Annotated in this window: 20 protein-coding genes, 1 tRNA gene and 2 pseudogenes; 13 read left to right on the forward strand and 10 right to left on the reverse strand. The window is 59.0% G+C overall.

Translation table 11 applies throughout. From position 1 onward, the window contains the following. Positions 1-2 precede the first annotated feature (2 nt). Positions 3-890: a 3-hydroxy-5-phosphonooxypentane-2,4-dione thiolase gene (lsrF, locus tag EDF82_RS15345; RefSeq protein WP_123756396.1), complete on the forward strand. Its 888-nt coding sequence runs from the start codon at positions 3-5 to the stop codon at positions 888-890. Next, entirely contained in the window at positions 887-1,183 is a 297-nt protein-coding gene (lsrG, locus tag EDF82_RS15350; RefSeq protein WP_123756397.1) for a (4S)-4-hydroxy-5-phosphonooxypentane-2,3-dione isomerase, read from the forward strand. The genes lsrF and lsrG overlap by 4 nt, the downstream gene beginning before the upstream one ends. A 57-nt stretch (positions 1,184-1,240) precedes the next feature. On the opposite strand, the gene ygjG is transcribed toward lsrG, so the two are convergent. After that, positions 1,241-2,620, reverse strand: a complete 1,380-nt coding sequence (gene ygjG, locus EDF82_RS15355) for a putrescine aminotransferase (RefSeq protein WP_123756398.1) — start codon at positions 2,618-2,620, stop codon at positions 1,241-1,243. A gap of 245 nt (positions 2,621-2,865) precedes the next feature. Further along, entirely contained in the window at positions 2,866-3,441 is a 576-nt protein-coding gene (locus EDF82_RS15360) for a PadR family transcriptional regulator (RefSeq protein WP_123756399.1), read from the reverse strand. A gap of 238 nt (positions 3,442-3,679) precedes the next feature. Here EDF82_RS15360 and EDF82_RS15365 point away from each other — a divergent pair, with 238 nt between their 5' ends. Continuing rightward, on the forward strand, positions 3,680-4,456 hold the full coding sequence (locus EDF82_RS15365) for a siderophore-interacting protein (RefSeq protein WP_187042369.1): 777 nt from the start codon (positions 3,680-3,682) through the stop codon (positions 4,454-4,456). A gap of 70 nt (positions 4,457-4,526) precedes the next feature. On the opposite strand, the gene dhaM is transcribed toward EDF82_RS15365, so the two are convergent. Genes dhaM through EDF82_RS25175 form a run of 4 tightly spaced genes read right to left on the reverse strand, consistent with a single transcriptional unit; the run spans position 4,527 to position 8,071 of the window. Then, complete coding sequence (gene dhaM / locus EDF82_RS15370; RefSeq protein ID WP_123756400.1) at positions 4,527-5,948, reverse strand: dihydroxyacetone kinase phosphoryl donor subunit DhaM; 1,422 nt, start codon at positions 5,946-5,948, stop codon at positions 4,527-4,529. 10 nt (positions 5,949-5,958) lie between these two features. Further along, positions 5,959-6,591, reverse strand: coding sequence for a dihydroxyacetone kinase subunit DhaL (gene dhaL, locus EDF82_RS15375; RefSeq protein ID WP_123756401.1), 633 nt, complete (start codon positions 6,589-6,591; stop codon positions 5,959-5,961). 10 nt (positions 6,592-6,601) lie between these two features. Further along, positions 6,602-7,672 (reverse strand): dihydroxyacetone kinase subunit DhaK, encoded by a 1,071-nt coding sequence (dhaK, locus tag EDF82_RS15380; protein WP_123756402.1) that lies wholly within the window; start codon positions 7,670-7,672, stop codon positions 6,602-6,604. Between the two features lie 3 nt (positions 7,673-7,675). Further along, complete coding sequence (locus EDF82_RS25175) at positions 7,676-8,071, reverse strand: hypothetical protein (RefSeq protein WP_148060397.1); 396 nt, start codon at positions 8,069-8,071, stop codon at positions 7,676-7,678. Positions 8,072-8,268: 197 nt separating this feature from the next. Between EDF82_RS25175 and EDF82_RS15390 the strand changes: the two genes are divergently transcribed. The 3 genes from EDF82_RS15390 (at position 8,269) to EDF82_RS15400 (ending at position 11,882) form a co-directional block, all read left to right on the forward strand. Continuing rightward, complete coding sequence (locus EDF82_RS15390) at positions 8,269-9,366, forward strand: glycerol dehydrogenase (protein ID WP_123756403.1); 1,098 nt, start codon at positions 8,269-8,271, stop codon at positions 9,364-9,366. A 96-nt stretch (positions 9,367-9,462) separates the two neighbouring features. Continuing rightward, a complete protein-coding gene (gene dhaR, locus EDF82_RS15395) occupies positions 9,463-11,403 on the forward strand; it encodes a dihydroxyacetone kinase operon transcriptional regulator DhaR (RefSeq protein ID WP_123756404.1) in 1,941 nt (646 codons plus the stop codon). Between the two features lie 179 nt (positions 11,404-11,582). Continuing rightward, entirely contained in the window at positions 11,583-11,882 is a 300-nt protein-coding gene (locus EDF82_RS15400) for a DUF1889 family protein (protein WP_217426887.1), read from the forward strand. 136 nt (positions 11,883-12,018) lie between these two features. Here the strand turns inward: EDF82_RS15400 and EDF82_RS15405 are convergent, their stop codons facing one another. After that, positions 12,019-12,348: a hypothetical protein gene (locus EDF82_RS15405; RefSeq protein WP_123756406.1), complete on the reverse strand. Its 330-nt coding sequence runs from the start codon at positions 12,346-12,348 to the stop codon at positions 12,019-12,021. Positions 12,349-12,506: 158 nt separating this feature from the next. Then, positions 12,507-12,582, reverse strand: a tRNA-Ile gene (locus EDF82_RS15410). A gap of 124 nt (positions 12,583-12,706) precedes the next feature. On the opposite strand from EDF82_RS15410, the gene mug reads away from it, so the two are divergent. From mug to EDF82_RS25470, 3 genes and pseudogenes are all read left to right on the forward strand, one after another. Then, positions 12,707-13,198 (forward strand): G/U mismatch-specific DNA glycosylase, encoded by a 492-nt coding sequence (gene mug / locus EDF82_RS15415; RefSeq protein ID WP_123756407.1) that lies wholly within the window; start codon positions 12,707-12,709, stop codon positions 13,196-13,198. Between the two features lie 257 nt (positions 13,199-13,455). Next, positions 13,456-14,472: pseudogene (gene benC / locus EDF82_RS25465) on the forward strand (benzoate 1,2-dioxygenase electron transfer component BenC); the annotation flags it as partial. A 33-nt stretch (positions 14,473-14,505) separates the two neighbouring features. Then, complete coding sequence (locus EDF82_RS25470; RefSeq protein ID WP_227540142.1) at positions 14,506-16,248, forward strand: cytochrome P450; 1,743 nt, start codon at positions 14,506-14,508, stop codon at positions 16,246-16,248. Between the two features lie 33 nt (positions 16,249-16,281). Here EDF82_RS25470 and EDF82_RS15425 read toward each other — a convergent pair whose 3' ends face one another. Continuing rightward, entirely contained in the window at positions 16,282-17,220 is a 939-nt protein-coding gene (locus EDF82_RS15425) for a helix-turn-helix domain-containing protein (protein WP_123756409.1), read from the reverse strand. Positions 17,221-17,608: 388 nt separating this feature from the next. Here EDF82_RS15425 and EDF82_RS15430 point away from each other — a divergent pair, with 388 nt between their 5' ends. From EDF82_RS15430 to EDF82_RS15445, 4 genes and pseudogenes are all read left to right on the forward strand, one after another. Continuing rightward, on the forward strand, positions 17,609-19,345 hold the full coding sequence (locus EDF82_RS15430; protein WP_123756410.1) for an FAD-dependent oxidoreductase: 1,737 nt from the start codon (positions 17,609-17,611) through the stop codon (positions 19,343-19,345). Positions 19,346-19,359: 14 nt separating this feature from the next. Further along, positions 19,360-20,476: pseudogene (locus EDF82_RS25665) on the forward strand (NADH:flavin oxidoreductase/NADH oxidase). After that, positions 20,473-20,796 (forward strand): NIPSNAP family protein, encoded by a 324-nt coding sequence (locus EDF82_RS15440; RefSeq protein WP_123756411.1) that lies wholly within the window; start codon positions 20,473-20,475, stop codon positions 20,794-20,796. The pseudogene EDF82_RS25665 and the gene EDF82_RS15440 overlap by 4 nt, the downstream one beginning before the upstream one ends. Positions 20,797-20,859: 63 nt before the next feature. Continuing rightward, entirely contained in the window at positions 20,860-21,759 is a 900-nt protein-coding gene (locus tag EDF82_RS15445; RefSeq protein ID WP_123756412.1) for a helix-turn-helix domain-containing protein, read from the forward strand. 21 nt (positions 21,760-21,780) lie between these two features. On the opposite strand, the gene EDF82_RS15450 is transcribed toward EDF82_RS15445, so the two are convergent. Continuing rightward, the gene (locus tag EDF82_RS15450; RefSeq protein ID WP_123756413.1) at positions 21,781-22,599 is read right to left on the reverse strand and encodes an SDR family NAD(P)-dependent oxidoreductase; all 819 of its coding nucleotides are present in this window, start codon (positions 22,597-22,599) and stop codon (positions 21,781-21,783) included. Between the last annotated feature and the right edge of the window lie 64 nt (positions 22,600-22,663).

A 22,663-nucleotide genomic window follows, 5' to 3' on the forward strand; every position in this document is an offset into this window, starting at 1 on the left:
AGATGGCAGATTTAGACGATATCAAAGAGGGAAAAGACTTCGGTTTTGACCGGCCGCAGAAAAACACGCTCTATACGTTGAAAGGCTGCGGCTCGCTGGAGTGGGGGATGCAGTCCCGACTGGCGCGTATCTTTAATCCGCACAGCAACCGGACGGTGATGCTGGCCTTCGATCACGGCTACTTCCAGGGGCCGACCACCGGGCTGGAGCGGATTGACCTCTCTATCGCCCCGTTGTTTGATGAAACCGATGTGCTGATGTGTACCCGCGGGGTGCTGCGCAGCCAGGTCCCGGCGGCGACCAACAAGCCGGTGGTGCTGCGGGCATCCGGCGGCAACTCAATCCTCAGCGAACTCTCCAATGAGTGCGTCGCCGTAGCGATGGAGGACGCATTGCGCCTGAACGTCTGCGCGGTGGCGGCCCAGGTCTATATCGGCAGCCCGTATGAGCATCAGTCGATCAACAACATCATCAGGCTGGTGGACGCCGGGAACCGTTACGGCATGCCGGTGCTGGCAGTCACCGGCGTGGGGAAAGAGATGACCCGTGATGCCCGCTACTTCTCGTTAGCCAGCAGGATTGCCGCCGAGATGGGGGCGCAGTTTGTGAAAACCTATTTTGTCGAAGAGGGGTTTGAAAAGGTCACCGCCAGCTGTCCGGTGCCGATCGTGATCGCCGGCGGGAAAAAGCTGCCGGAACTCGAAGCCCTTGAGATGTGCTGGCGGGCAATCGACCAGGGGGCATCCGGCGTGGATATGGGGCGCAATATCTTCCAGTCCAGCGCGCCGCGCGCCATGCTGCAAGCGGTGAAAAAAGTGGTCCATGAGAATATCAGCGCCCGCGAGGCGTACCAGTTCTGGCAGGAAGAGAAACAGGGAGAGCTAAAATGAACGTGACGCTGGTGGAGATTAATATCAAGCCGGAGCGGGTGGATGAGTTTCTCGACGTCTTTCGCGCCAACCACGAAGGAGCGCTGCAGGAGCCAGGCAATCTGCGTTTTGACGTGCTGCAGGACCCGGAAGTGAAGACCCGCTTTTTTATCTATGAAGCCTATAAAGACGACGCGGCGGTGCTGGCGCATAAGAAAACCCCGCACTACCTGGCCTGCGTGGAGAAACTGGAGGAGATGATGTCGCAGCCGCGGCACAAGCGCAGTTTTGTGGGGCTGCTGCCGGCAGATTAAGGAAAAACGTGAAGCGGAAATACCTGCCTCCCCGTGTGCGGAGAGGCAGGGGGTCGATCAGGCCTCTTCCACTGAAACCCGCAGTGCAGCCAATGCTGTACGTGCCGCTTTAAGCACCTGCTCACACTGCTCAAGCGTCAGCGTCAGCGGTGGCTCAATGCGGATGGTTTTGGCATTGTTGAGGGTCCCCGCCACCAGAATGCGCTGGCGGAACATCTCACTGGAGAAGCTGTAGCCGATTTCGTTATCCACGAACTCAATCGCCATCAGCATTCCTTTACCGCGCACCTCATTCACCAGATCCGGGTACTCGCGGGACAGCTGACGGAAGCCATCCAGCAGCAGTTCGCCTTTCTGTTCCGCCTGTGCCGGGAGATTTTGCGTCAACAGAACGTTGATCGTCGCCAGCGCCGCGGCACAGGCCAGCGGATTTCCACCGAAGGTGGTGGTATGCAGGAACGGATTGTCGAACAGCACCGAGAACACCTCTTCGGTGGCGACCGTCGCGCCAATTGGCATCACACCGCCGCCGAGGGCTTTGGCAAGGCACAGAATGTCCGGCTGAACGTTCTCGTGCTCACAGGCAAACATTTTGCCGGTGCGCCCCATGCCGGTCTGCACCTCATCGAGGATCAGCAGTGCGCCAAACTCATCACACAGCTTGCGTACCGCCGGCAGATAGCCCTGAGGCGGCAGGATCACGCCGCCTTCGCCCTGGATCGGTTCAAGGATCACCGCCGCGACGTCATCACCGGTTTTCTTGCACTCACTGAGCAGCGTGCGCATGGCGTTGATATCGCCAAACGGCACGTGACGAAAGCCCGGCAGCAGCGGCATAAAAGGCTTACGGAAGGTTGATTTGGCCGTAGCCGACAGAGCACCCAGCGATTTCCCATGGAACGCGCCGCTGGTGGCCACGAAGGTAAATTTGCCGCGTGGCGATTGGTAAGCTTTGGCGAGCTTGAGCGCCGCTTCGACCGATTCCGTACCGCTGTTACTGAAGAAGCTGTATTTCAGTTTGCCGGGCGTTAATGCCGCCAGCGTTTTGGCCAGCATGGCCCGAAGTGGGTCCAGCAGTTCCTGGCTATGAAGAGGTTGTTTAGCGAGCTGATGCTCGACGGCGGAAATCACAACTGGATTACGGTGCCCTACATTAAAAATCCCAAAACCACCCAGACAATCGACAAACTCTTGTCCTTGAGTGTCGACAAGCGTATTTAACCCTCCCGCCTGCCACTCTACGGCTCCGTAATCCCCGCCAGCGGTGACCGATTTTCGGTACTCTAAAAACCCTGGATTGACATGCTCTTTAAAGTATTCCCTGACCTCCTGGTTAAGTGCTTTCATCTCCTCATGATCAAGCGTTCGCTTCTCAATGAGATTCAGTGCGTGTGCGCTGCAGGCCAGAGCCGATGCGCTGGAAGGTAACCTGTTCAAAGTGAGCTCCTGGGGCGGGCGTATCACATGATACTGAATTAAGTATTGCAGGGATTACGCCACTTCGGTGGAGGCGCTGAAAATCGGGATAAACGCAGCGTGAAAGCGGATATGCGCGGAATTTAATCTCACGGCGATATTTTTGGCATGTTTTACTCCTGAAAGGAGCTGATAACCTGCTGGCTGCTATACCGCCGCGTGCTTCGCGGCGGTGCAGGTTGCCCAATTAGAGGGCAGAAGGGGGCTTAATCGAGCTGAGAAATTTCCATGGCCGCGCGGTCGATAACGGCGACGATCTGCTTGAGCTGCGCGTCGCTGGTGGGTTGCTGATTCACTTTCAGATCCAGTACGGCTTTAAAGTTCTCCAGCGCCCGCTTCATTTGCGGATTTTTGCGCAGTTCACAGCCGACCATCCGCGCCTGTAAACGCTCCTGAATTTGAGCCAGTTGCTCGAGATTTTCGGCGTGCAGCTGGCTGCCTTCGGCGGTAATGGCGATTTTCTTGCGGCCATTTTCCTCTTCAACGCTGATCAGACCCTGATCCTGCAGGAGATCGAGGGTCGGGTAGATAACGCCCGGACTAGGGCTATAGTTACCCTGAGTCAGGGTCTCTATCTCTTTAATCAGTTCGTAGCCGTGGCTGGCGTTGCGAGTCAGGATATCGAGGATAACCAGTCGCAGTTCGCCGTGACCAAAGAAACGCTGACGGCGTCCGCCGCCTCTGCGTTCGTGCTCGCCATGATCACCGCCTCTGTGGCCGTGTTCCCCACGTTCGCCGCGGTGCCCACGTGGCCCGCGCCCTTCTTCATGATGATGTCGCATCGTGTATTCCTCATTAGTTTTGATATATCTAATTTATATCTAAAAAATGACGATTAGCAAGCATGAGATCTGATATTTTTATAATTTGTTGATTTTAAATGTTTTTATTTGTGGTTTTGGACTTTTTTGCTTTTTGTCACGACTATATCAAAAATAACTTGCATTCTTTTTTAATGGCAATCATTATCATTTAGGTCATGTTTAGATATATCTATTTTTCACGAAGGCGATCGAATCGATGATGATAAAAACGAAAAACACTCAGTACCCGCAACGCGTTCGTAATGAGCTGCGTTTCCGTGAACTAACCGTCCTGCGCGTAGAGCGTATCGGCGCGGCTTTTCAGCGCATTGTGCTGGGCGGGGACGCGCTGGACGGTTTTGTTTCCCAGGGGTTTGACGACCATACCAAACTGTTTTTCCCCGAAGCCGGCGCCGCGTTTACGCCGCCGCAGGTCACTGATGAAGGCATTAACTGGGGTGAGAGCGTGCGTCCGGCAACCCGCGACTATACGCCGCTGTACGATGCCGAGCGCCATGAGCTGGCATATGACTTCTTTATCCACGACGGCGGGATTGCCAGCAGCTGGGCGCTGGCGGCCAAACCGGGCGATACCCTGGTGATTGGCGGGCCGCGAGGTTCACTGGTGGTGCCGGAAGATTATGCCTGGCAGCTGTATGTCTGTGATGAGTCCGGGATGCCGGCACTGCGCCGTCGCCTGCTCGGCCTCAGCCGTCTGCCCATGCGCCCGCAGGTGACGGCGCTGGTCACCATCGGCGATGTGTCTTACCAGGATTATCTGGCGGACCTGCAGGGCTTTAATATTGAGTGGGTGGTGGGCCATCAACCCTCCGTCGTGGCAGAGCGTCTGGCACAGGTGAGCGTTCCGCCAGAGGATTACTTTATCTGGGTCACCGGCGAGGGCGCGGTCGTCAAATCGCTGCTTGGTCGCTTCGAAAACGATGAGATTGATCCGCAGCTGGTGCGCTCTCAGGCCTACTGGCACAGCAAGTAATCGCTGCTCCTGCGAGCGCTCCCCGGGTAACGACATAGAAGCGTAGCCCGGGGCCACTTTAACCTTACCTTTAGCTGCGCATCACGCGCTGCCCGGTGACATCCAGCGTCAGCGCTTCACCGTCATGAAAGCGGCTCAGCACTTCACGTTGCTGGCACAGGAAGGCGATGCCGGCCTGGCGGGCGATAATCGCCCCGTGGGCGAGGTCGCTGCCTTCCTGTAGACAGATGCCTTTTACCTGCCGGGGATCCAGCTGCACGACTGTGGAAGGAAAGATATCGTCGGCGATGAGGATCGTCGGTCCTTGCAGGCGCAGCGGCTCCTCGTTGTGGCCCGCGAGATGGCGCAGCGTACGCTGCAGCAGATCGTCGATATCGATATAGCGAGCCTGCAGATAGGCATCGTCCAGATCGCGGTATTGCTGGCTAAGATCAACCAGCACCTGATACCACGCCCAGGCCGCGCCGCAGTGCTCATTTCGCATGATCTCGCAGGCAGTGTCGTATAAATCAGGATCGTCGAGCAGAGTATGGTGGCCGGAAAAAATCGCCGCGATATCAGCGGAATAACGATCTTCCGCCAGCGTGGTCAGCGCGGTGAGATCCGCCAGGGTCTGGTCGATCGCCTGTTTCAGGCGCTGCATCTCATCGGCAATATCCGCGCCGCTTTGCCGCTCCGGCCGGGCCTGAGGGCGCGGGTAGCGCATTGCGCTCCCCTGGACGCGGACGACAGCCGGCGCAGGGGCGGTGGGCGTGGCGTCCGGCTGCTCGCCAAAGTTTTCTGCCGCCAGCGCCTGAAATGCCGCCAGCGCCGCCTCGGCGTCCGGCCCGCGGGCCAGCAGCCGCAAGGTATCGTTGCAACGAACCTGGAGCAGGGCAATCTGGTTGATGCTGTCCGGCGATACGCATTTACCGCCTTTCTCCAGCACCAGATCCGCCTGGAACCCGGCTAAGGCCGCCACCAGACGCGATGCCGGGCGGACGTGCAGCCCGTTGTGATTTTTGATCACCACCGAGACGGACTGCCCGCTCAGATCGTCAACATTGGGCGCAGCCTCAATGACCTCTTGCGCTGACGATGGTAACCCCAGCTGCACGCGCTTGGCTTCCAGGGCGTGCATGGCGTCGGCGATCACTTTATCGATATCCGATCCGGTGGCGGCGCTGACCGTGGCCGCCAGCGTGCCTTCGACCAGCGGAGCGGCGCACAGGCGGACCTTGGCCGCGATGGCCGGATCGAGGAGATCCAGCGCGGTCTCGGCGCTGAGCAGGGCGCTGCCGATATCCATCATCACCAGCACGTGGTCGGTATCGGCCACGGACTCGATCGCCTCCATCACCTTCAGCGGATCGGTGCCGATCGGGTTCTGCGGATCGTCAATCCCGGCGGCGATCGCCAGCTTGCAGCCATCGCCAATTAACATCTGCCGGGCCAGTTCCCCGACGCCTTCGCCCAGCCGGGCGCTATGAGATACAATCACCAGGTTTACCATCGCCTTATCCTTACGCTTTGGCGGCTGCCGCCAGTTCCTGAATCATCAACATCACCGAGGTTGCCCCCGGATCCTGATGCCCGATGCTGCGCTCACCGAGGTAGCTGGCGCGGCCTTTGCGGGCCTGCATAGTGATGGTGGAACGAACGGCTTCCTCCGCCTGCTGCGCTGCGACGTCCAGCGCCTGTTGCACCGACAGGTGCTGTTCGCCGGACTGGCGCAGCGACTCGACCACCGGCAACCAGACATCGCACATGGTTTTGTCGCCGGGCTCTGCCTTGCCACGGTTGACCACGCCCTCGGCCCCTTCGCGCATCATCTGATACAGCTCATCGAGGGTCAGGCTCTGATGAGCCTGAGTCACCTGGGCTGCGCGAATAAAGAAGGTGCCGAACAGCGGCCCGCTGGCGCCGCCGACGTTGGAAAGCAGCGTCATCCCGGTATTCTTGAGAATAAAACCAATGTCTTTATCGGCAATGGACGGCAGCTTCTCCACCACTTTGCTGAAGCCGCGATGCATGTTCAGACCATGGTCGGCATCGCCAATCTCTTTATCGAGGCCGGTCAGGAAATCTTTCTCGCGGGTGAAGGTATCGCCGCAGCGATAGAGCCAGTTAACGATTTGCGTTCTGTTCAGTGACATGTCGTGCTCCTTAGTGGCCCCAGTTCAGCGCAGGGGTGTGAACGGGGGCGTCCCATAACGTCAGCGTGGCGTCATCGACTTTCAGCAGGGTGATGGAAAAGCCCACCATATCCAGCGATGTGCAGTAGCTGCCGACGAGGCTGCGGGCGATCGTGATGCCGTGCTCCTCGCAGCGTGTCGCCAGGCGGTTGAATACGCCATACAGCTCCGATAACGGGGTCGCGCCGAGGTTATTGACCAGGGCGATGACGCGGTCGCCTTTCTGCAACGCCTGTTTGCTTTGCTGCACGTCCTGCCAGCTGCCTTTCAGGTGATCCCACTGGCGCAGGGTACGGCTGTAGTTCCCGTTCTCCAGCAGGGTGTCGAACATCTCATCCACGGTGCGATCGAGAGAACTGAAGGCGCGACGGTCGATGCCCGGTTCGCCATGAATACCGACGCCGAACTCCATCTCATTATCCTGTAGCTCAAACGACGGCTGTCCGGCGGCCGGCACGGTGCAGGCGCCCAGCGCAATGCCGATGGAGTGGCCATGGTTGTTAAGGCGGCGGCCCAACTCAGCGCAGGCTTCCAGCGAATCGCCGAGTTCGGCGGCGGCACCGACCAGCTTCTCTATCAGCACGGTGTTGGCGACGCCACGGCGTCCGGCGGTGTAGAGGCTGTCTTTGACCGCCACGTCGTCATCGATCACCACGGTGGTGACCTTGACGCCGCTTTCATGCAGCAGCTCGGTGGCGGTCTCGAAATTGAGGATATCCCCGGTGTAGTTTTTGATGATCAGCAGTACGCCTTCACCGCCGTCGATATTCATGGCGCACTCGAACATTTTGTCCGGCGTCGGCGAGGTGAAAATCTCGCCCGGGCAGGCTCCGGAGAGCATCCCTTTGCCGATATAGCCGCAGTGCATCGGCTCGTGTCCACTTCCGCCGCCGGAGAGCAGCGCGACTTTTCCGGCCACCGGCGCATCGGCGCGGGTGACGTAGACCGGGTCCTGATGCAGCGTTAATTCAGGGTGGGCCCTGGCGAGGCCTTGTAATTGTTCACTCAGGACATCTTCGACACGGTTAATCAGTTTTTTCATTATTCATGCTCCGTCGACGTGATGCGATGCGGCCTCTCTGCGCACGGAGGCGGTCATCGTGTAGGGGTATCGCCTGGCGGGAACAACAACCGGCGATGTGATGATTCTGGCTGAGTTAACGGAAAAAAAAATGCCGCGAAAACGGGTTTCATTACGGAACATGATTATTAATTTTCGTTCCGTAATGGAACGTTTTTGCTGAGGAAATGCGAAAAATGCGAGCCAGGGCAGTTTTTTCACCTCGTGCGCCACGGCGGCGGATGGCGGCCGGGACGACTTTTTCGGCGTTTTTTTTGCCGCAGAGGGCAACATCACCCGCCGCTGGTCCGTGGTTTTGTGACGGTTGGTGACTGAAGGGGCCGATCGGGATCGCAATCCCGGCGTTTCTTCGTCAGTCATGTTCCAATATGAAACATTAAAAATCGATCGTCGTTTCAGATCAGAACAAAATCGGCAAAAATTTTTTTGTTCGCCGCTCGCCCTACAGTGTTTGCATCGCTCCGGTCATGCTCCCGTTCCCGCCTTTTAGCGAAAGCTGAACGGGATGACGCCAGGGCACATCATGTAAAACATGCACTTATTTGAGGGTGAAAGGAATGCTAAACGTTATTCAATCTCCGGCCAAATATCTTCAGGGACCTGATGCATCCACGCTGTTTGGCCAGTATGCCAAAAACCTGGCGGACAGTTTTTTCGTGATTGCCGATGACTTCGTCATGAAGCTGGCGGGGGAGAAGGTGCTTAATGGCCTGCATAACCACGGGCTCAGCTGCCATGCCACACGCTTTAACGGCGAATGCAGTCATGCGGAAATCAACCGCCTGATCGCCATTCTGCAGCAGCACGGCTGCCGCGGCGTGGTGGGGATTGGCGGCGGTAAGACGCTCGATACCGCCAAAGCCATCGGCTTCTACCAGAAGCTGCCGGTGGTGGTGATCCCGACCATCGCCTCGACCGATGCGCCAACCAGCGCGCTGTCGGTGATTTACACCGAAGCCGGTGAATTTGAAGAGTATCTGATCTACCCGAAAAACCCGGATATGGTGGTGATGGACACGGCGATTATCGCCAAAGCGCCGGTGCGTCTGCTGGTGGCGGGGATGGGCGATGCGCTGTCCACCTGGTTTGAAGCGAAGGCCTGTTTTGATGCCAGGGCTACCAGCATGGCCGGCGGCCAGTCCACGGCGGCGGCCTTGAGCCTGGCCCGCCTGTGCTATGATACGCTGCTGGCGGAAGGCGAAAAAGCGCGTCTGGCGGCCCAGGCCGGCGTCGTAACCGATGCGCTGGAGCGCATTGTCGAAGCCAACACCTACCTCAGCGGCATAGGCTTTGAAAGCAGCGGCCTGGCGGCGGCGCACGCTATTCACAACGGCTTCACCATTCTGGAAGAGTGCCACCATCTGTACCACGGCGAGAAAGTCGCCTTTGGCACCCTGGCTCAACTGGTGCTGCAAAACAGCCCGATGGAAGAGATTGAGACGGTGCTGGGCTTCTGTCAGAAAGTGGGGCTGCCGGTGACGCTGGCGCAGATGGGCGTGAAAGAGGGCATTGAAGGGAAAATTCAGGCGGTGGCGAAAGCGACCTGTGCGGAAGGTGAAACCATCCATAACATGCCTTTTGCCGTGGCGCCTGATAACGTCTATGCCGCGATTATGACGGCCGACCTGCTCGGTCAGCAGTGGCTGGCGCGTTAAGGTTACGCGAACGCGTGGTCTGAACGTGAAGGACGTTTCTCCCCTCCGGCAGTCTCTGCCGGAGGGGTTGTCTATTGGTCAACAGTGGAAAGGGACATGGCGGCGCAGACTCAGGATTCTTCACAATCAGCATCTTCCGTAATTGGCCAGTCGTGGCATCGTTGCAGCCGGTTTATGCAGCGGGACACCTGGCAGGCGCCGCATCAGGCGCAGGGGCTGACGTTTGAGTCGATCTGTCGGCGTAAAACCGCGTTGCTGACTATCGGCCAGGCCGCGCTGGAAGATGCCTGGGAATTTATGGACGGCCGCCCCTGCGCGCTGTTCATTCTGGATGAGTCCGCCTGTATTCTCAGCCGCTGCGGTGAAGCGCAGACGCTGGCGCAGCTGGAAACGCTAGGGTTCCTCGACGGCAGCTATTGCGCCGAAAGCATTATCGGCAGCTGCGCGCTGTCGCTGGCTTCGATGCTGGGACAGCCGGTGAGAACCTCCGGCGATCAACATTTTAAACAGGCGCTGCACGACTGGTCATTTAGCTCGACGCCGGTGTTTGATAATCACGGGCGCCTGTTTGGCTCCATTTCGCTGTGCTGTCTGCGCGAACAGCAGGCGGCTTCTGATTTGTCCCTGACCCTCGCGATTGCCCGGGAGGTGGGGAATTCACTGCTCACCGACAGCCTGCTCGCCGAATCCAATCGCCACCTCAACCAGATGTACGGCCTGCTGGAAAGCATGGACGACGGGGTGATGGCGTGGAATGAGCAAGGGGTGCTGCAGTTTATTAACGTCCAGGCCGCGAGGCTCCTGCATCTGGATGCGCAGGCCAGCCAGGGGAAAAATATTCACGACCTGGTGATGCTGCCGGCGCTGCTGCGTCGGGCCATTAAGCACGCGCGGGCGCTGAATCATGCGGAAGTGACGTTTGAGAGTCAGCATCAGTTTATCGACGCCGTGATTACCCTCAAGCCGATTGTCGAAGCGCAGGGCAACAGCTTTATTCTGCTGCTGCATCCGGTGGAGCAGCTGCGTCAGCTGATGACCAGCCAGTTGGGCAAAGTGAGCCATACGTTCGAGCAGATGTCTGCGGACGATCCGCAAACGCGGCGGCTGATACATTTTGGCCGGCAGGCCGCACGCGGCGCTTTCCCGGTTCTGCTGTGCGGCGAAGAGGGCGTCGGGAAAGAGCTGATCGCCCAGGCGATTCATAATGAAAGTGAACGGGCGGGCGGCCCGTATATTGCGGTTAACTGCCAGCTGTATGCCGACAACGTGCTGGGGCAGGATTTTATGGGCAGCGCGCCGACCGATGATCAAAACGGCCGTCTGAGCCGCCTGGAGCTGGCCAGCGGCGGGACCTTATTCCTGGAAAAAATCGAGTACCTGGCGCCGGAACTGCAGTCCGTGCTGTTGCAGGTGATTAAGCAGGGGGTGTTAACCCGGCTCGATGCCCGCCGGCTGATCCCAGTGGATGTGAAAGTGATCGCCACCACCACCGTCGACCTCGCCAACCTGGTGGAGCAGAACCGCTTTAGCCGCCAGCTCTACTATGCGTTGCACTCGTTTGAGATTGCCATTCCGCCGCTGCGGTCGCGACGCAGCAGTATTTCCGCGTTGGTGCATAACCGTCTGCGCAGTCTGGAGCGGCGTTTTTCATCGCGCCTGAAAGTGGACGACGACGCCCTGGCGCAGCTGGTGAACTACTCCTGGCCGGGCAATGATTTTGAGCTCAACAGCATTATTGAAAATATCGCCATCAGCAGCGATAACGGCCATATCCGCTTGAGCAACCTGCCGGAATATCTCTTCTCCGAGCGTCTGGGCAGCAGCGACAGCGCGTCGCCGCTCTTACCCGCCAGCCTGACCTTCAGCGCCATCGAAAAAGAGGCAATTATTCATGCCGCCCGCGTCACCAGTGGCCGGGTGCAGGAGATGTCCAGCCTGCTCAATATCGGGCGCACGACGTTGTGGCGCAAGATGAAGCAGTACGATATCGACGCCAGCCAGTTCAAGCGTAAAAACCAGGACTCATCGTTGACCTGACGCCCGCGCGGCGCGCCAGTTAGTGCGCAAACGAGCGTTTTAAGTGCGCAGAAAACCGCCATGCAAACGTTTGAATGAGGGCTGAATCAAATAAAGGCAACGTTCTCTTTGATATCCCGGCGAACTTGGGTCCATAGTATAAACATGTTCATCACATGGTTAATTTTAAGGATAAGAGCATGCCAACAGCGATAGATAAAGCATTAGATTTTATTGGTGGTATGAACACATCAGAACCGGCTCCGCCTTCAATGGATGAAAGCACAGCTAAAGGCATTTTAAAGTATTTGAATGAGTTAGGTGTTCCGGCAAGTGCCGACGACGTGATGGCGCGAGGTCAGCAGGAGGGATGGAACGCCGGGTTCACGGAAAAAGTGGCCGGATGGGCAGATAAGATCGCATCTGGTGACCGTCTCATTATTAAAAACCCTGAGTTCTTCTCTTCCTACATGCGGGAGCAGCTGCGGGAACTGGTGTGAGTTGAGCGTTTCAACCGCCCATTCATGACCGTGCTGTTCAGCGTATAAGGTATAAAAAAGGAGCGAACCGTTATTAACGGCGCTCCTTTTATTTTTACCTGTCTGCGGATGGCTTCAGTGACGATGGCGGCGGTTTCTAACCGCACACGTAGGTCGCGTTGTGTTCTATCAGCACCGGCTTAAAACCTGCTTTCACCGCCAGCATGGCGTTCTCAAGGCCGCCCGTTTGCTTGTAGATGCCGACTTTAAAACCGTCATTGGCATCCGTCGATGACTGCAGCTCCAGAAATGTACCGTTTACCCGCAGTGTTTTCGGGAACAGCGTCACATCCACCTGATAATGCTGGCCCCCGTCGGCGCCACACGCCAGCACCGGACCGCTTGAAGCGGGAAACACGCTTGCGTTAGCCGAAACCGAAAACCACCCCGCAACCAAAGCCAAAATCATGACCTTTCTGAAATCCATCGTATCGCCTTCAAAATGAAAGGGGCGAAATGTAATGGTGTTCCGTGGGCAGCGACAGTCCTTTAATGGCCTGTTGGCGGGCGTTAACTGGTGTGGTGGCAGTGCGAAACGCTAAAAAGCACAAGGGCCGGCGATTTCTCGCCAGCCCTTGCGGTGTCTGGTGGCCCCTGCTGGACTTGAACCAGCGACCAAGCGATTATGAGTCGCCTGCTCTAACCACTGAGCTAAGGGGCCGTGGCGAGGGATTATAAAGTAACTGGCAAGCGCAATCCAGCGTAAAACGCACGGCTGCTGATTTTATAAACAACGCATTTTCAATCCTTTATAATCACCTTTTCGGTATTGAGTGGGTGAAAAGATGATCAACGATATTCTGGCTCCGGACCTGCGGGTAGTCTTCTGTGGCATCAACCCCGGGAAGTCCTCCGCGCATACCGGCTTTCATTTTGCCCATCCGGGCAATCGCTTCTGGAAGGTGATTCACCAGGCCGGATTTACCGAGCGCCTGCTGGCGCCGGAAGAGGAGCAGCATCTGCTCGATACCGGCTGCGGTATCACGATGCTGGTGGAACGCCCGACGGTGCAGGCCAGCGAAGTGGCGTTGCAGGAGTTTCGCAGCGGCGGGCGGGAGCTCACCCTGAAAATGGAACAGTATCAGCCGCGAGCGCTGGCGATCCTCGGCAAACAGGCTTTTGAGAAAGCCTTTCAGGTGCGCGGCGCGCGCTGGGGAAAGCAGTCGGTCATCATCGATGCCACGCAAGTATGGGTGTTGCCAAACCCCAGCGGGCTCAATCGCGCCACGCTGGAAAACCTGACTGAAGCCTATCGCGAGCTGTACGATTCGCTCTGAATCAACGCTATACCGCGCTTTATCCCGACATTTCTCTGCTGCCCTGACGCCGGCCTGAACCCGGAGTCAGGCAATATCACGACGCCCTTTCGGAATGTGACCTCCGCCGCTAACTCGGTGTGATGCCTGTTTTGTCCTGTTTTATGTCATCTCTGTCCGTTGATCCCAAATGGCATCCGGCATTTTATGAAGCTCAAGGTTCCGGCTTGCGGAACCGATGGCCTGTCAAACTGCTACTGACCTGAAGGATAAACGAGATGACGCATCACATTACCCTTCGCTTCGACGACGGAGCGACGCAGTCCATAGAATGCCGTGCGGGAGAGTCCGTTGCGGATGCCGCCCTGAGAGCGAAAATCTATATCCCACTCGACTGCCGTGACGGCGTCTGTGGCACCTGCAAGTCAACCTGCGAATCCGGTCAGTACCAGCACGGGGACTATGTCGACGACGCGCTTTCAGCGCAAGAAGTGGCTGCCGGCCGGGTGCTGACCTGCCAAATGCACCCCTCCAGCGACTGCGTGGTGAACATCGCTGCCGCCTCCGGGATGTCGGGCGCCAGCGATGCCGTTTATCAAGGGCGGGTAACCGCCAGCCAGCAAATCTCGGCCACGGCGCTGACCTTCTCCGTCGCGCTGGACGATCGCCAGGCGCTGAGCTTTTTACCCGGCCAGTACGTCAATGTTACGGTTCCCGGTAGCGACCAGACGCGCTCCTATTCCTTCAGCTCTGGCCCGTCGAAAGACGAGGTCTCATTCCTGATCCGCAACGTACCGCAGGGGTTGATGTCGACCTGGGTCCGTGAACAGGCGCGCATTGGCGATGCCATTACGTTGCAGGGGCCGATGGGCAGCTTCTACCTTCGGGCGATCGAGCGTCCCGTACTGTTCCTCGCGGGAGGGACCGGCCTCGCGCCGTTCTTGTCAATGCTGGATAAAATGGTTGAGGACGGTCCCGGCGAACAGCCGGTGCATCTGATCTTTGGCGTGACCAGGGATGAGGACCTCGTCGAAATCGCGGCGCTGGAAGAATACGCCAGCCGCCTGCCGAACTTCAGCTTCCTCTGTACTGTGGCGGACCCGGACAGCAGCTATCCCCATAAAGGCTATGTCACGCAACATATCACCGGGCAGCAGCTCAACGAGGGTGATGTGGATATTTACCTCTGCGGGCCGCCGCCGATGGTGGACGCCGTGCGCTCATATCTCTCGTCGCGCGAGTTAACGCCGCGCAACTTTTACTATGAGAAATTCGCCGGGAGCGCGGTCGTGGCCCAGACGGGTGAAGCGCCGATCGCCCCGGTCGATGTGGATAACGCCTTCGACCTGCGTCTGGCACTGGAGCTTGGTGCGGTACAGTTGACGATGGGACGCCTCTCTGCGGAACAGCTCATGACCTTCCGCCGGCTGGCGGAGGCGATGGCCCCGTGGGTCTCCGGACGGCGGTTTATCGATGTGGCGCGCTATAGCGAGGCGAACCACGCCTTCCACATGTTTCTTATTGAAGCGTCAAAGAATGCCTTACTCATCGCGCTCTACAAACAGCTCGCCATTCAGGATTACATCGGCCGGGCGCTGACCAACACCATCGAGATTGTGGGGGACATCGTTCAGCAGCACCGGGATCTGGTGGCGGCATTTGAATACGACGATCTCAACGCGGCGCGCAACGTGCTGGCGCAGCACGCACTGCACTCACGAGCGACTATGAGCCGGGCGCTGGAGCAGATGACGCCTGCCGCCAGCGCGCCTGCTGCGGTGAAAACGACACCGTTGCCTCCGGTGGCGGAACCAGAACCGGAACCGGCGCGCTGTCCGTTTGCGGCCCTCGCCATGCCGGCCTATTCCCATGAGCTGGAGTGGCCTCCGGAACTGGCGCCGTTTAAGGTGGTGGACGATGGCTATCAGGGCGATCCCTACGAACACTATCGCTGGATGCGTGAACACGCGCCGGTCCTGCGCTGCCAGTCGGCGACCTCCGACGTCTGGTTCCTCTCGCGCTACGAAGATGTGTATCAGGCGATTCGTAATCCGAAATTGTTCTCCTCGGAAGTCGTCAGCCCGCCGCCGCTGACCTTCCTGACGCTCTTCGACTCCCCGGCCCACTCGCGGTTGCGGAAGGTGGTTCAGCCTTCGTTTATGCCGCTGTCGCTGGAGCCGTTTATCGCCGAGATCGAGCGACGCGCCGAAGTGCTGATCGATAACCTGATTGCCAAAGGCGGAGGCGACGTGGTGGAGGAGTTTGCTATTCCGCTCAGTATCGCCACGATTTCAGCGCTGATCGACGTGCCCAACGAAGACGAAGATAAGATGAAGTTCTGGTCCGATGAAACCTTCAGCTACTTCGGCCGTCTGGCCCGAAACGCGCCGGGAACCGGTACGGACGAGCAGAGTGCGAAAGCTTTCTTCGCCTATCTTAAGGCAGCGATGGAGCGCCTGTACCTCAGCAACAGCCAGTCTATCGGCGGCCATATTGCCCGTATGTGGAAAGAGGGGCTGCTCTCTGAAAAAGAGTCCACCGAACTGTGCGCCTTCGTGTTTATCGCCGGGCATGACACGACCACTATTCTGGTGGCCAACGCCTTCCGGATGTTTGCCGAACAGCCGCAACTGGTGGGCCGGATCCGCGACAACCTTGACGATGCCGAGCGCTTTGTTGAGGAGGTGGCTCGCTATCGCGGCACGGTGCAGCGGGTGAGTCGTATCACCACCGAAGCGACTGAAATCGCGGGTGTGACGCTGCCGAAAGGGGCGGTGGTGCGCCTGCTGTTGTCCGCCGCCAATCGCGACAGCCGGAAATTCCCTGACGGCGACACCTTCGATATCGACCGCGACACCAACGGGCATCTTGGCTTTGGCAACGGCATCCACAAATGTCTCGGCCAGCCGCTGGCGAAGCTCGAAACATTGATAGCGAGCAGGCTGGTGGCGCAAAAAGTGGGGGAGATAACCTTCGATCCGCAACGGCCCATTCAGTATGTGCGCGGCAATAACCTGACCAACTCCGGGCCGGAACATCTGTTTGTGCGCTTAAGCAAACGCCCTGACTAAGTCGCTCCAGCCACCGCCGGGTTCCGGCGGCGGTTACGGTTCGTCAGCGTCGTTCGGGGAGTAAAGCGACAGCCGGCTCTGCTCCTTGATGCGGTATTCGGTGGGGCGCAAGCCGGTCTGCTTGCGGAAGAAGCGGCCAAAATAGGCCTCGTCACGAAAGCCCAGCTCGCCGGCTATCTGCTTCACGCTGAAGGATGAATAGCCGAGCAGCCTTTTGGCTTCGTGGATCGCCCGCCGGTCGATGGCTTCAATCGCCGAAATGCCGAAGGCTTCGCGACAAATCCGCGTCAGCTGGCCGGGAGTGACGCCCATGGCGTTGGCATAGCTGGCAACCGGACGACGCGTGCGGCAGCGCTCATCAAGCAACGTGCGAAAGCGCTCGATACGCGCGGCAAGCGCCGCGCGTGCCGGGTTGCCCGCCAGCCGGGCCTTCTCGCTGAGACGGGCGATCTGGACAAACAGGGTGATCGCCAGCGCCAGTCCGGCGGTGAACTGCCAGCGCTCGGGGCGCTCGGCTTCCCGGCCGATGGCCTCAAACAGCGTCTCCAGCGGTTCGCCGCAGCGGCTTGCGGGATCGACGGTCAGCACCGCCGGCGTTCGCACGAAGGTCAGCAGTTCAGGCGCCACGGTGATGGCGACGGATTCGATAGCCGACTGGGCCGCCGTCATCACGTGGCCATCGACATTTTTGCAAAAGCGAAAGCCGTGGACCGAGCGGGCCGGTACGACGATCAGGCACGGCGCGTTAAAGGCCCAGACCTTACCGTCGATGGTGGCCTCGCCGCTGCTGTGCGTCACATACAGCGCCTGAATTAACGTGTCATGAAAGTGGGGCGTGATATCGAAGTCAAAGCGGCCCGCGCGCGATGGAATGCGCTCGTGATGCACGATATCGACGGAGGATTGCGCGGCCTCGGCGCCGTACAGCGCATAGTTTGGCAGCTCCCGCTGGCGGAGGCCGTTAGCAGGCATGGCGCTGGCTCTGAGTGGGGTGACTCTGCTGCATAAGGGCTATCTCCAGAGGATGACGGGGCATTTATTCGGCAGTAAACGTTTCTGCCGCGCAAGTGCAAGATCCTCATCTTGTGAGCTCGGTCGGAATGATGTTTGTCCCCCAACGTAGCGTTTTCGGATGAGAAATTTGAAGCCCGGCACACTTCTGCGCAATTTTTCAAAAGTGCATGTTTTGGCGAGAAAGTGACCTTCTTTTTCCCCGGTGAGATGTCAAAAATGCAAATGAAACAAATTTAAAACAATAAATCGACAATTTAGATCATTCATCTGCGAGGTACCCTATGAAAAACCCGAACGCTCGTGCTGACGCCGGTTTGCGTGCTGTGCAATCCAGGGGAGAGTGCTGATGGCCGGAGAACTTCTCGTTCGCGAATGCGATGTTCTGGTGGTCGGCAGCGGCGTTGGCGGTCTCTCCGCCGCCGTCACCGCCGGTCTGAAGGGGCTGGATGTACAGGTCATTGAAAAAGATCGGGTGTTCGGCGGGACCACGGCCTTTTCCGGCGGCGTGCTGTGGATCCCCGATAATCACCTGGCGCGTCAGCAGGGGATCGAAGACAGCCAGGAGGCGGCCCGTACCTATCTGCAGGGCGAGGCGGGGGAGAGCTACCGCCCGGAGATGGTGGAGGCATTTTTACGCCATGGTCCGCAAATGCTGCGCTTTTTGGAGGAAAAGAGCCGCTTTCGCTGCAACCTCTATCAGTACCCGGACTACCACCCCGATGCACCTGGCGGCGTGATGCGCGGGCGCTCGGTAGTACCGGAAGCCTTTGATATTCGCGCGCTTGGCCCGGCAATGCGCCGTTTGCGTAAGCCTCTGCGCACCATCACCTTCATGGGCATGATGTTCAGCTCATCGAATAACGATCTGAAGCACTTTTTCAATGCGACCCGTTCCCTGACCTCGTTTATCTACGTCGCGAAACGCCTGAGCCGCCATCTGCTGGAATTGGCCCGCTATGGACGCGGCGTCACGGCAAACGGCGGTAATGCGGTGGTGGCCCGGCTGGCCTGCTCGGCGCTGGATCTCGGCATCCCGATTCATACCGGCGTGGCGGCAAAAGATCTTATCGTGGAGCAGGGCGTGGTCCGCGGCGTCATGGTTGAGCATCAAGGGGAACGCATCGCGCTGTATGCCAGACGCGGAGTGGTGCTGGCCAGCGGCGGGTTTGCGCGCGATGAACCGCGGCTGAAAAAGAGTTATCCGCACGTCCGGCGCGGCGGGAGCCAGCTCTCGCCCACCCCGCCGGGCGTGGATACCGGCGATGGCATCGCGATGGCGGAACGCATCGGCGCCCGCTTTGATGATAGCTACCGCCATGGAGCGGCGTGGATCCCGGCCTCGAAAGTGAACATCGGGCGTCGGGAATATGTCTTTCCGCACCTCGTCGACCGCTATAAGCCGGGTTTTATCATGGTTAACCGCCATGGAGTTCGCTTCTGCAACGAGGCCGACTCCTATCACGATGTTGGCATCGCCATGCTGGAAACCTGCCGTGAGGATACCGAAACCTTCGCCTGGCAAATCTGCGATCGGCGGGCGTTACGCCAGTACGGGATGGGCTTTGCCAAACCGGCCCCGTTGCCGGTGTCGCTGTACCTGAAAAGCGGCTATCTGGTCGCCGGCAAAACGTTGCAGCAACTGGCGCAGAAAATCGGGGTACCGCCTGCGGCACTCGAAAACACGGTGACCACCTACAACGCCGCCGCACGGCAGGGCAAAGACCCGCAGTTTGGCCGCGGCGAATCTGCGTATAACCGCTACCTTGGCGATGCGAATCACCAGCCTAACCCTTGCGTGGCTCCGATCGAGCACGGGCCGTTCTATGCCGTGAAGATGTTTATGGGCGACCTCGGCACCTTCCATGGGCTGAAAACCGATGCCAACGCCCAGGTGCTGGATAACCAGGGGATCGCCATTCCGGGGCTGTACGCCGCGGGGAATGAGATGGCCAGCATTATGGGGGGAAGCTATCCCGGAGCGGGGATCACCCTTGGCCCTGCCGCCACCTTTGGCTATATCGCCGCCTGCAGCCTGACGGCTCTGGGGGAAACCGAAACGATGCCGCAGCGTGCCGCATCATGAGTTTGGAGAACACCATGTCAACACTCTTCAGTCCGTTACCGGTCGGCCCATTGACGCTGACCAACCGCATTGTCGTGCCGCCGATGTCGCAATATTCAGCGTCAGACGACGGTATCGCCACGCCCTGGCATGCCCAGCACATTGGCGGATTAGCGATCTCCGGGGCCGGAATGGTGATTTGTGAAGCCAACGGCGTGACCGCCGATGGCCGGATTACGCCCTGCTGCCTTGGGCTGTGGAACCACGATCAGCAGCAGGCGCTCGGTCAATTGCTCGCGGATATTCGCACCTACAGCAACACCCCCATCGGCGTGCAGCTTAATCATGCCGGGCGTAAAGCGGGGACGAACCCGCCGTGGCGCAACCAGGGCGCTTCGCTGGCGGATGACGAAGGCGGCTGGCCGACCGTGGCGCCGTCGGCCATTGCGTACAAGCCCGGCTGGCGTGTGCCGGCGGCGCTGGACGAAGCCGGTATGACGCGGATCATCGCCGGCTTCGTCGAGGCGGCGCAGCGGGCGCTGGAGGCCGGCGTGGACTTTGTCGAACTGCACGCGGCGAACGGGTATCTGCTGAATCAGTTTTTATCGCCGCTCAGTAATCAGCGTGATGACCAGTATGGCGGCAGCGCTGAAAACCGCATTGCGCTTCCCGCTGCGGGTCGCCCGGGCGTTACGCGATGCCTGGCCGAAAAACCGTCTGCTGGGCGTGCGCTTTAACGGCGGCGAGTTTGCCGAAGGGGGGCTGTTGCTGGATGAAGCGGTGCAGTTTGCACGTGAGCTACACCAGCTTGGCTATGATTATCTTCATGTTTCTGGCGGCTATAACATCTATAACCAGCAACCGCCCGCCGACCAGCCCGGCTATATGGTGCCTTTCGCGCAAGCGGTGAAAGCGGCGCTTCCCGACGCGGTGGTCATTACGGTGGGGCTGATCTACGAAGCCGCGCAGGCGGAGGCCATCATTGATGAGCAGCGCGCGGATCTGGTGGCGATTGGCCGCGGTCTGCTGGACGATCCAAACTGGCCCATTCATGCGGCGATCGCGCTGGGGGTACCGGCGCCATGGCCGAAACCGTACGATCGTTTTGGTCCGCTGGGGTGGCCAACGCACCAGACTCAGGAGGCCAAATGAACACGATGCCGATAGTGGATCATCGGATCTATACCATCCGCTTGCGCAAGATGGGCGAGTTTCTGGAGGTGTTTCATCGCCTGGCGATGCCGGTGCTGCTGGATACGCTGGGCCAGCCGCTGGGGTTCTACACCAGCCTTGTCGGCCCGCAGAATCAGTTTGTGCACCTGTGGGGATACGAGAGCCTGAGCGAGTATGAGCGCCGCAGCGCCCTGCGCGATACGCATCCGGATTTCGCGGCCTATTTAAGCGCGTCTGAGCAGCTGATTATTTCTCAGGAGACCCGGCTGATCCGCGCGGCGGCGATGCCGTCCCGCTGAACCCGATCCACTTTCCCCTCACCGCCGGGTGAGGGGAAGCGTGACGATGTTGATGGAGGCATCATGAACCAGGTTAACCACATTCCGGTTTTTAAACTGTACGGCGAAAACCGGCACTGGACCACGCCGGATCTGCTGCACTGCGAATCGATCCAGAGCCGCAGCAGCCTGTATGACTGGAGTATTCAGGCGCACCAGCATACCGATCTGATCCAGCTGCTTTATATTCATAAGGGGCAGGGCGAGATCGAGATCGAAGGGATGACCCACCATTTTAGCGATGCCTGTATTCAGATAATCCCGGTGCTGTGCGTGCACGGCTTTCGTTTTTCATCCGGAACCGAAGGCTTTTCACTGTCGCTTGCTACCCCCCTGGTCGCGCAGTTTGAACAGCAGTTTGGCCGGTCTTTGCAGGTGCTCAATCAGCCGGCCTGTCTGCCGGTTGGCGAGTCAGGATGGCAAATTCATTCCCTGTTTCACACCCTTCATCAGGAGTGCCAGGCGGACAACGATGCCCGGGACATGATGCTCTATTCACAGTTGAGCGCGCTGATGGTGTGGTTGAATCGCCAGGCGCTGCCCCGTCCGGAGGTGAGCGATAAGGTGGAGCGTAAGCGCGCCGTTATTCGGCGTTTTAATCAGCTGGTGGAAAGCCACTACCGCGAACATTTTCAGATTGCCCATTACGCCAGCCAGATTGCGATGTCCGGCGCGCATCTCAACACCCTGTGTCGGGAGTTTTATGGTTGCAGCGCGCTGAGCGTTCTGCATCAGCGTCTGCTGCTTGAGGCCAAGCGCAGCCTGCTGTACACCAGCATGACGGTGAGCCAAATCTCGGATTACCTTGGCTTCAGCGACGCGACCTATTTTTCGCGTTTCTTTCGCCGCAGTACCGGCGTGTCGCCGCGCGGCTTCCGCGAGAGGCCGGTGGAACCAGACCGCCAGCCTCCCGGAATAGCATGATCCGCCAGGCTGGCGGGCAGTTTAGTTGCCGGAGTAACCGGGACGCGGGATTTTCCCCATCAGCATGGTGGGCAGGCCGCCATCCACTCCCAGTTCCGCGCCGTTGATATAGCTCGAGCGTTCACTTAGCAGGAACAGAACGGCGCGGGCAATGTCTTCCGGCTTACCGATACGCTGGCTGGCGGTGAAGGATTCGCGGCTCTGGCGTACGCCGGGTTGCGCGTAGTACTCGGCGGTCAGGGCGGTTTCAATCATCCCCGGGGCGACCAGGTTACTGCGGATACCTTCCTGGCCCCATTCCACGGCAATTTGCTGCGATAGTAGACCCACCGCCGCTTTCCCCGGGCTGTAGGCGCCGCTCCAGGGCTGCGGGATACGCCCGGAAATAGAACCGATATGCACGATGCTGCCGCATCTGGCGGCGCGCATATCGTGGGCAAATTCACGCGCGCACAGCAGATAGCCGGTCAGGTTCACTGCCAGCTGGGCGTTCCACTGCTCGAGGCTGATATCCGCCAGCCCCGCCGGGCGTAAAATACCGGCCGCGTTGACCAACCCATAGCAGGGGCCGAGGTGGGCGCGCACGCTCTGTGCCGCTTCTTTTACCTGTTCTTCATGAGCCACATCACAGGCGACGGCCAGGCGTTTGCCGGGGTACTTTTGCAGGCGTTGGCGCAGCGCTTCACACCCCTGAGGGTTTCGGTCGAGCAGGGCGACATCGGCGCCTTGCTGCGCCAGCGCGGTGGCGATGGCTTCGCCGATCCCGCTGGCGGCGCCGCTCACGGCAAAGACGCGATTAGCCAGACCCAACCAGTCATGAGTGGTCTGTGATTCAGTCATGGTGTCTTCCTTTTTTATTGGTATATGCAGGGGTAAGCAGAGCGTTTATTGTTCGATAAGCGCT

Source organism: Klebsiella sp. BIGb0399, from assembly GCF_003752615.1.
GTDB classification, from domain to species: domain Bacteria; phylum Pseudomonadota; class Gammaproteobacteria; order Enterobacterales; family Enterobacteriaceae; genus Klebsiella; species Klebsiella lignicola.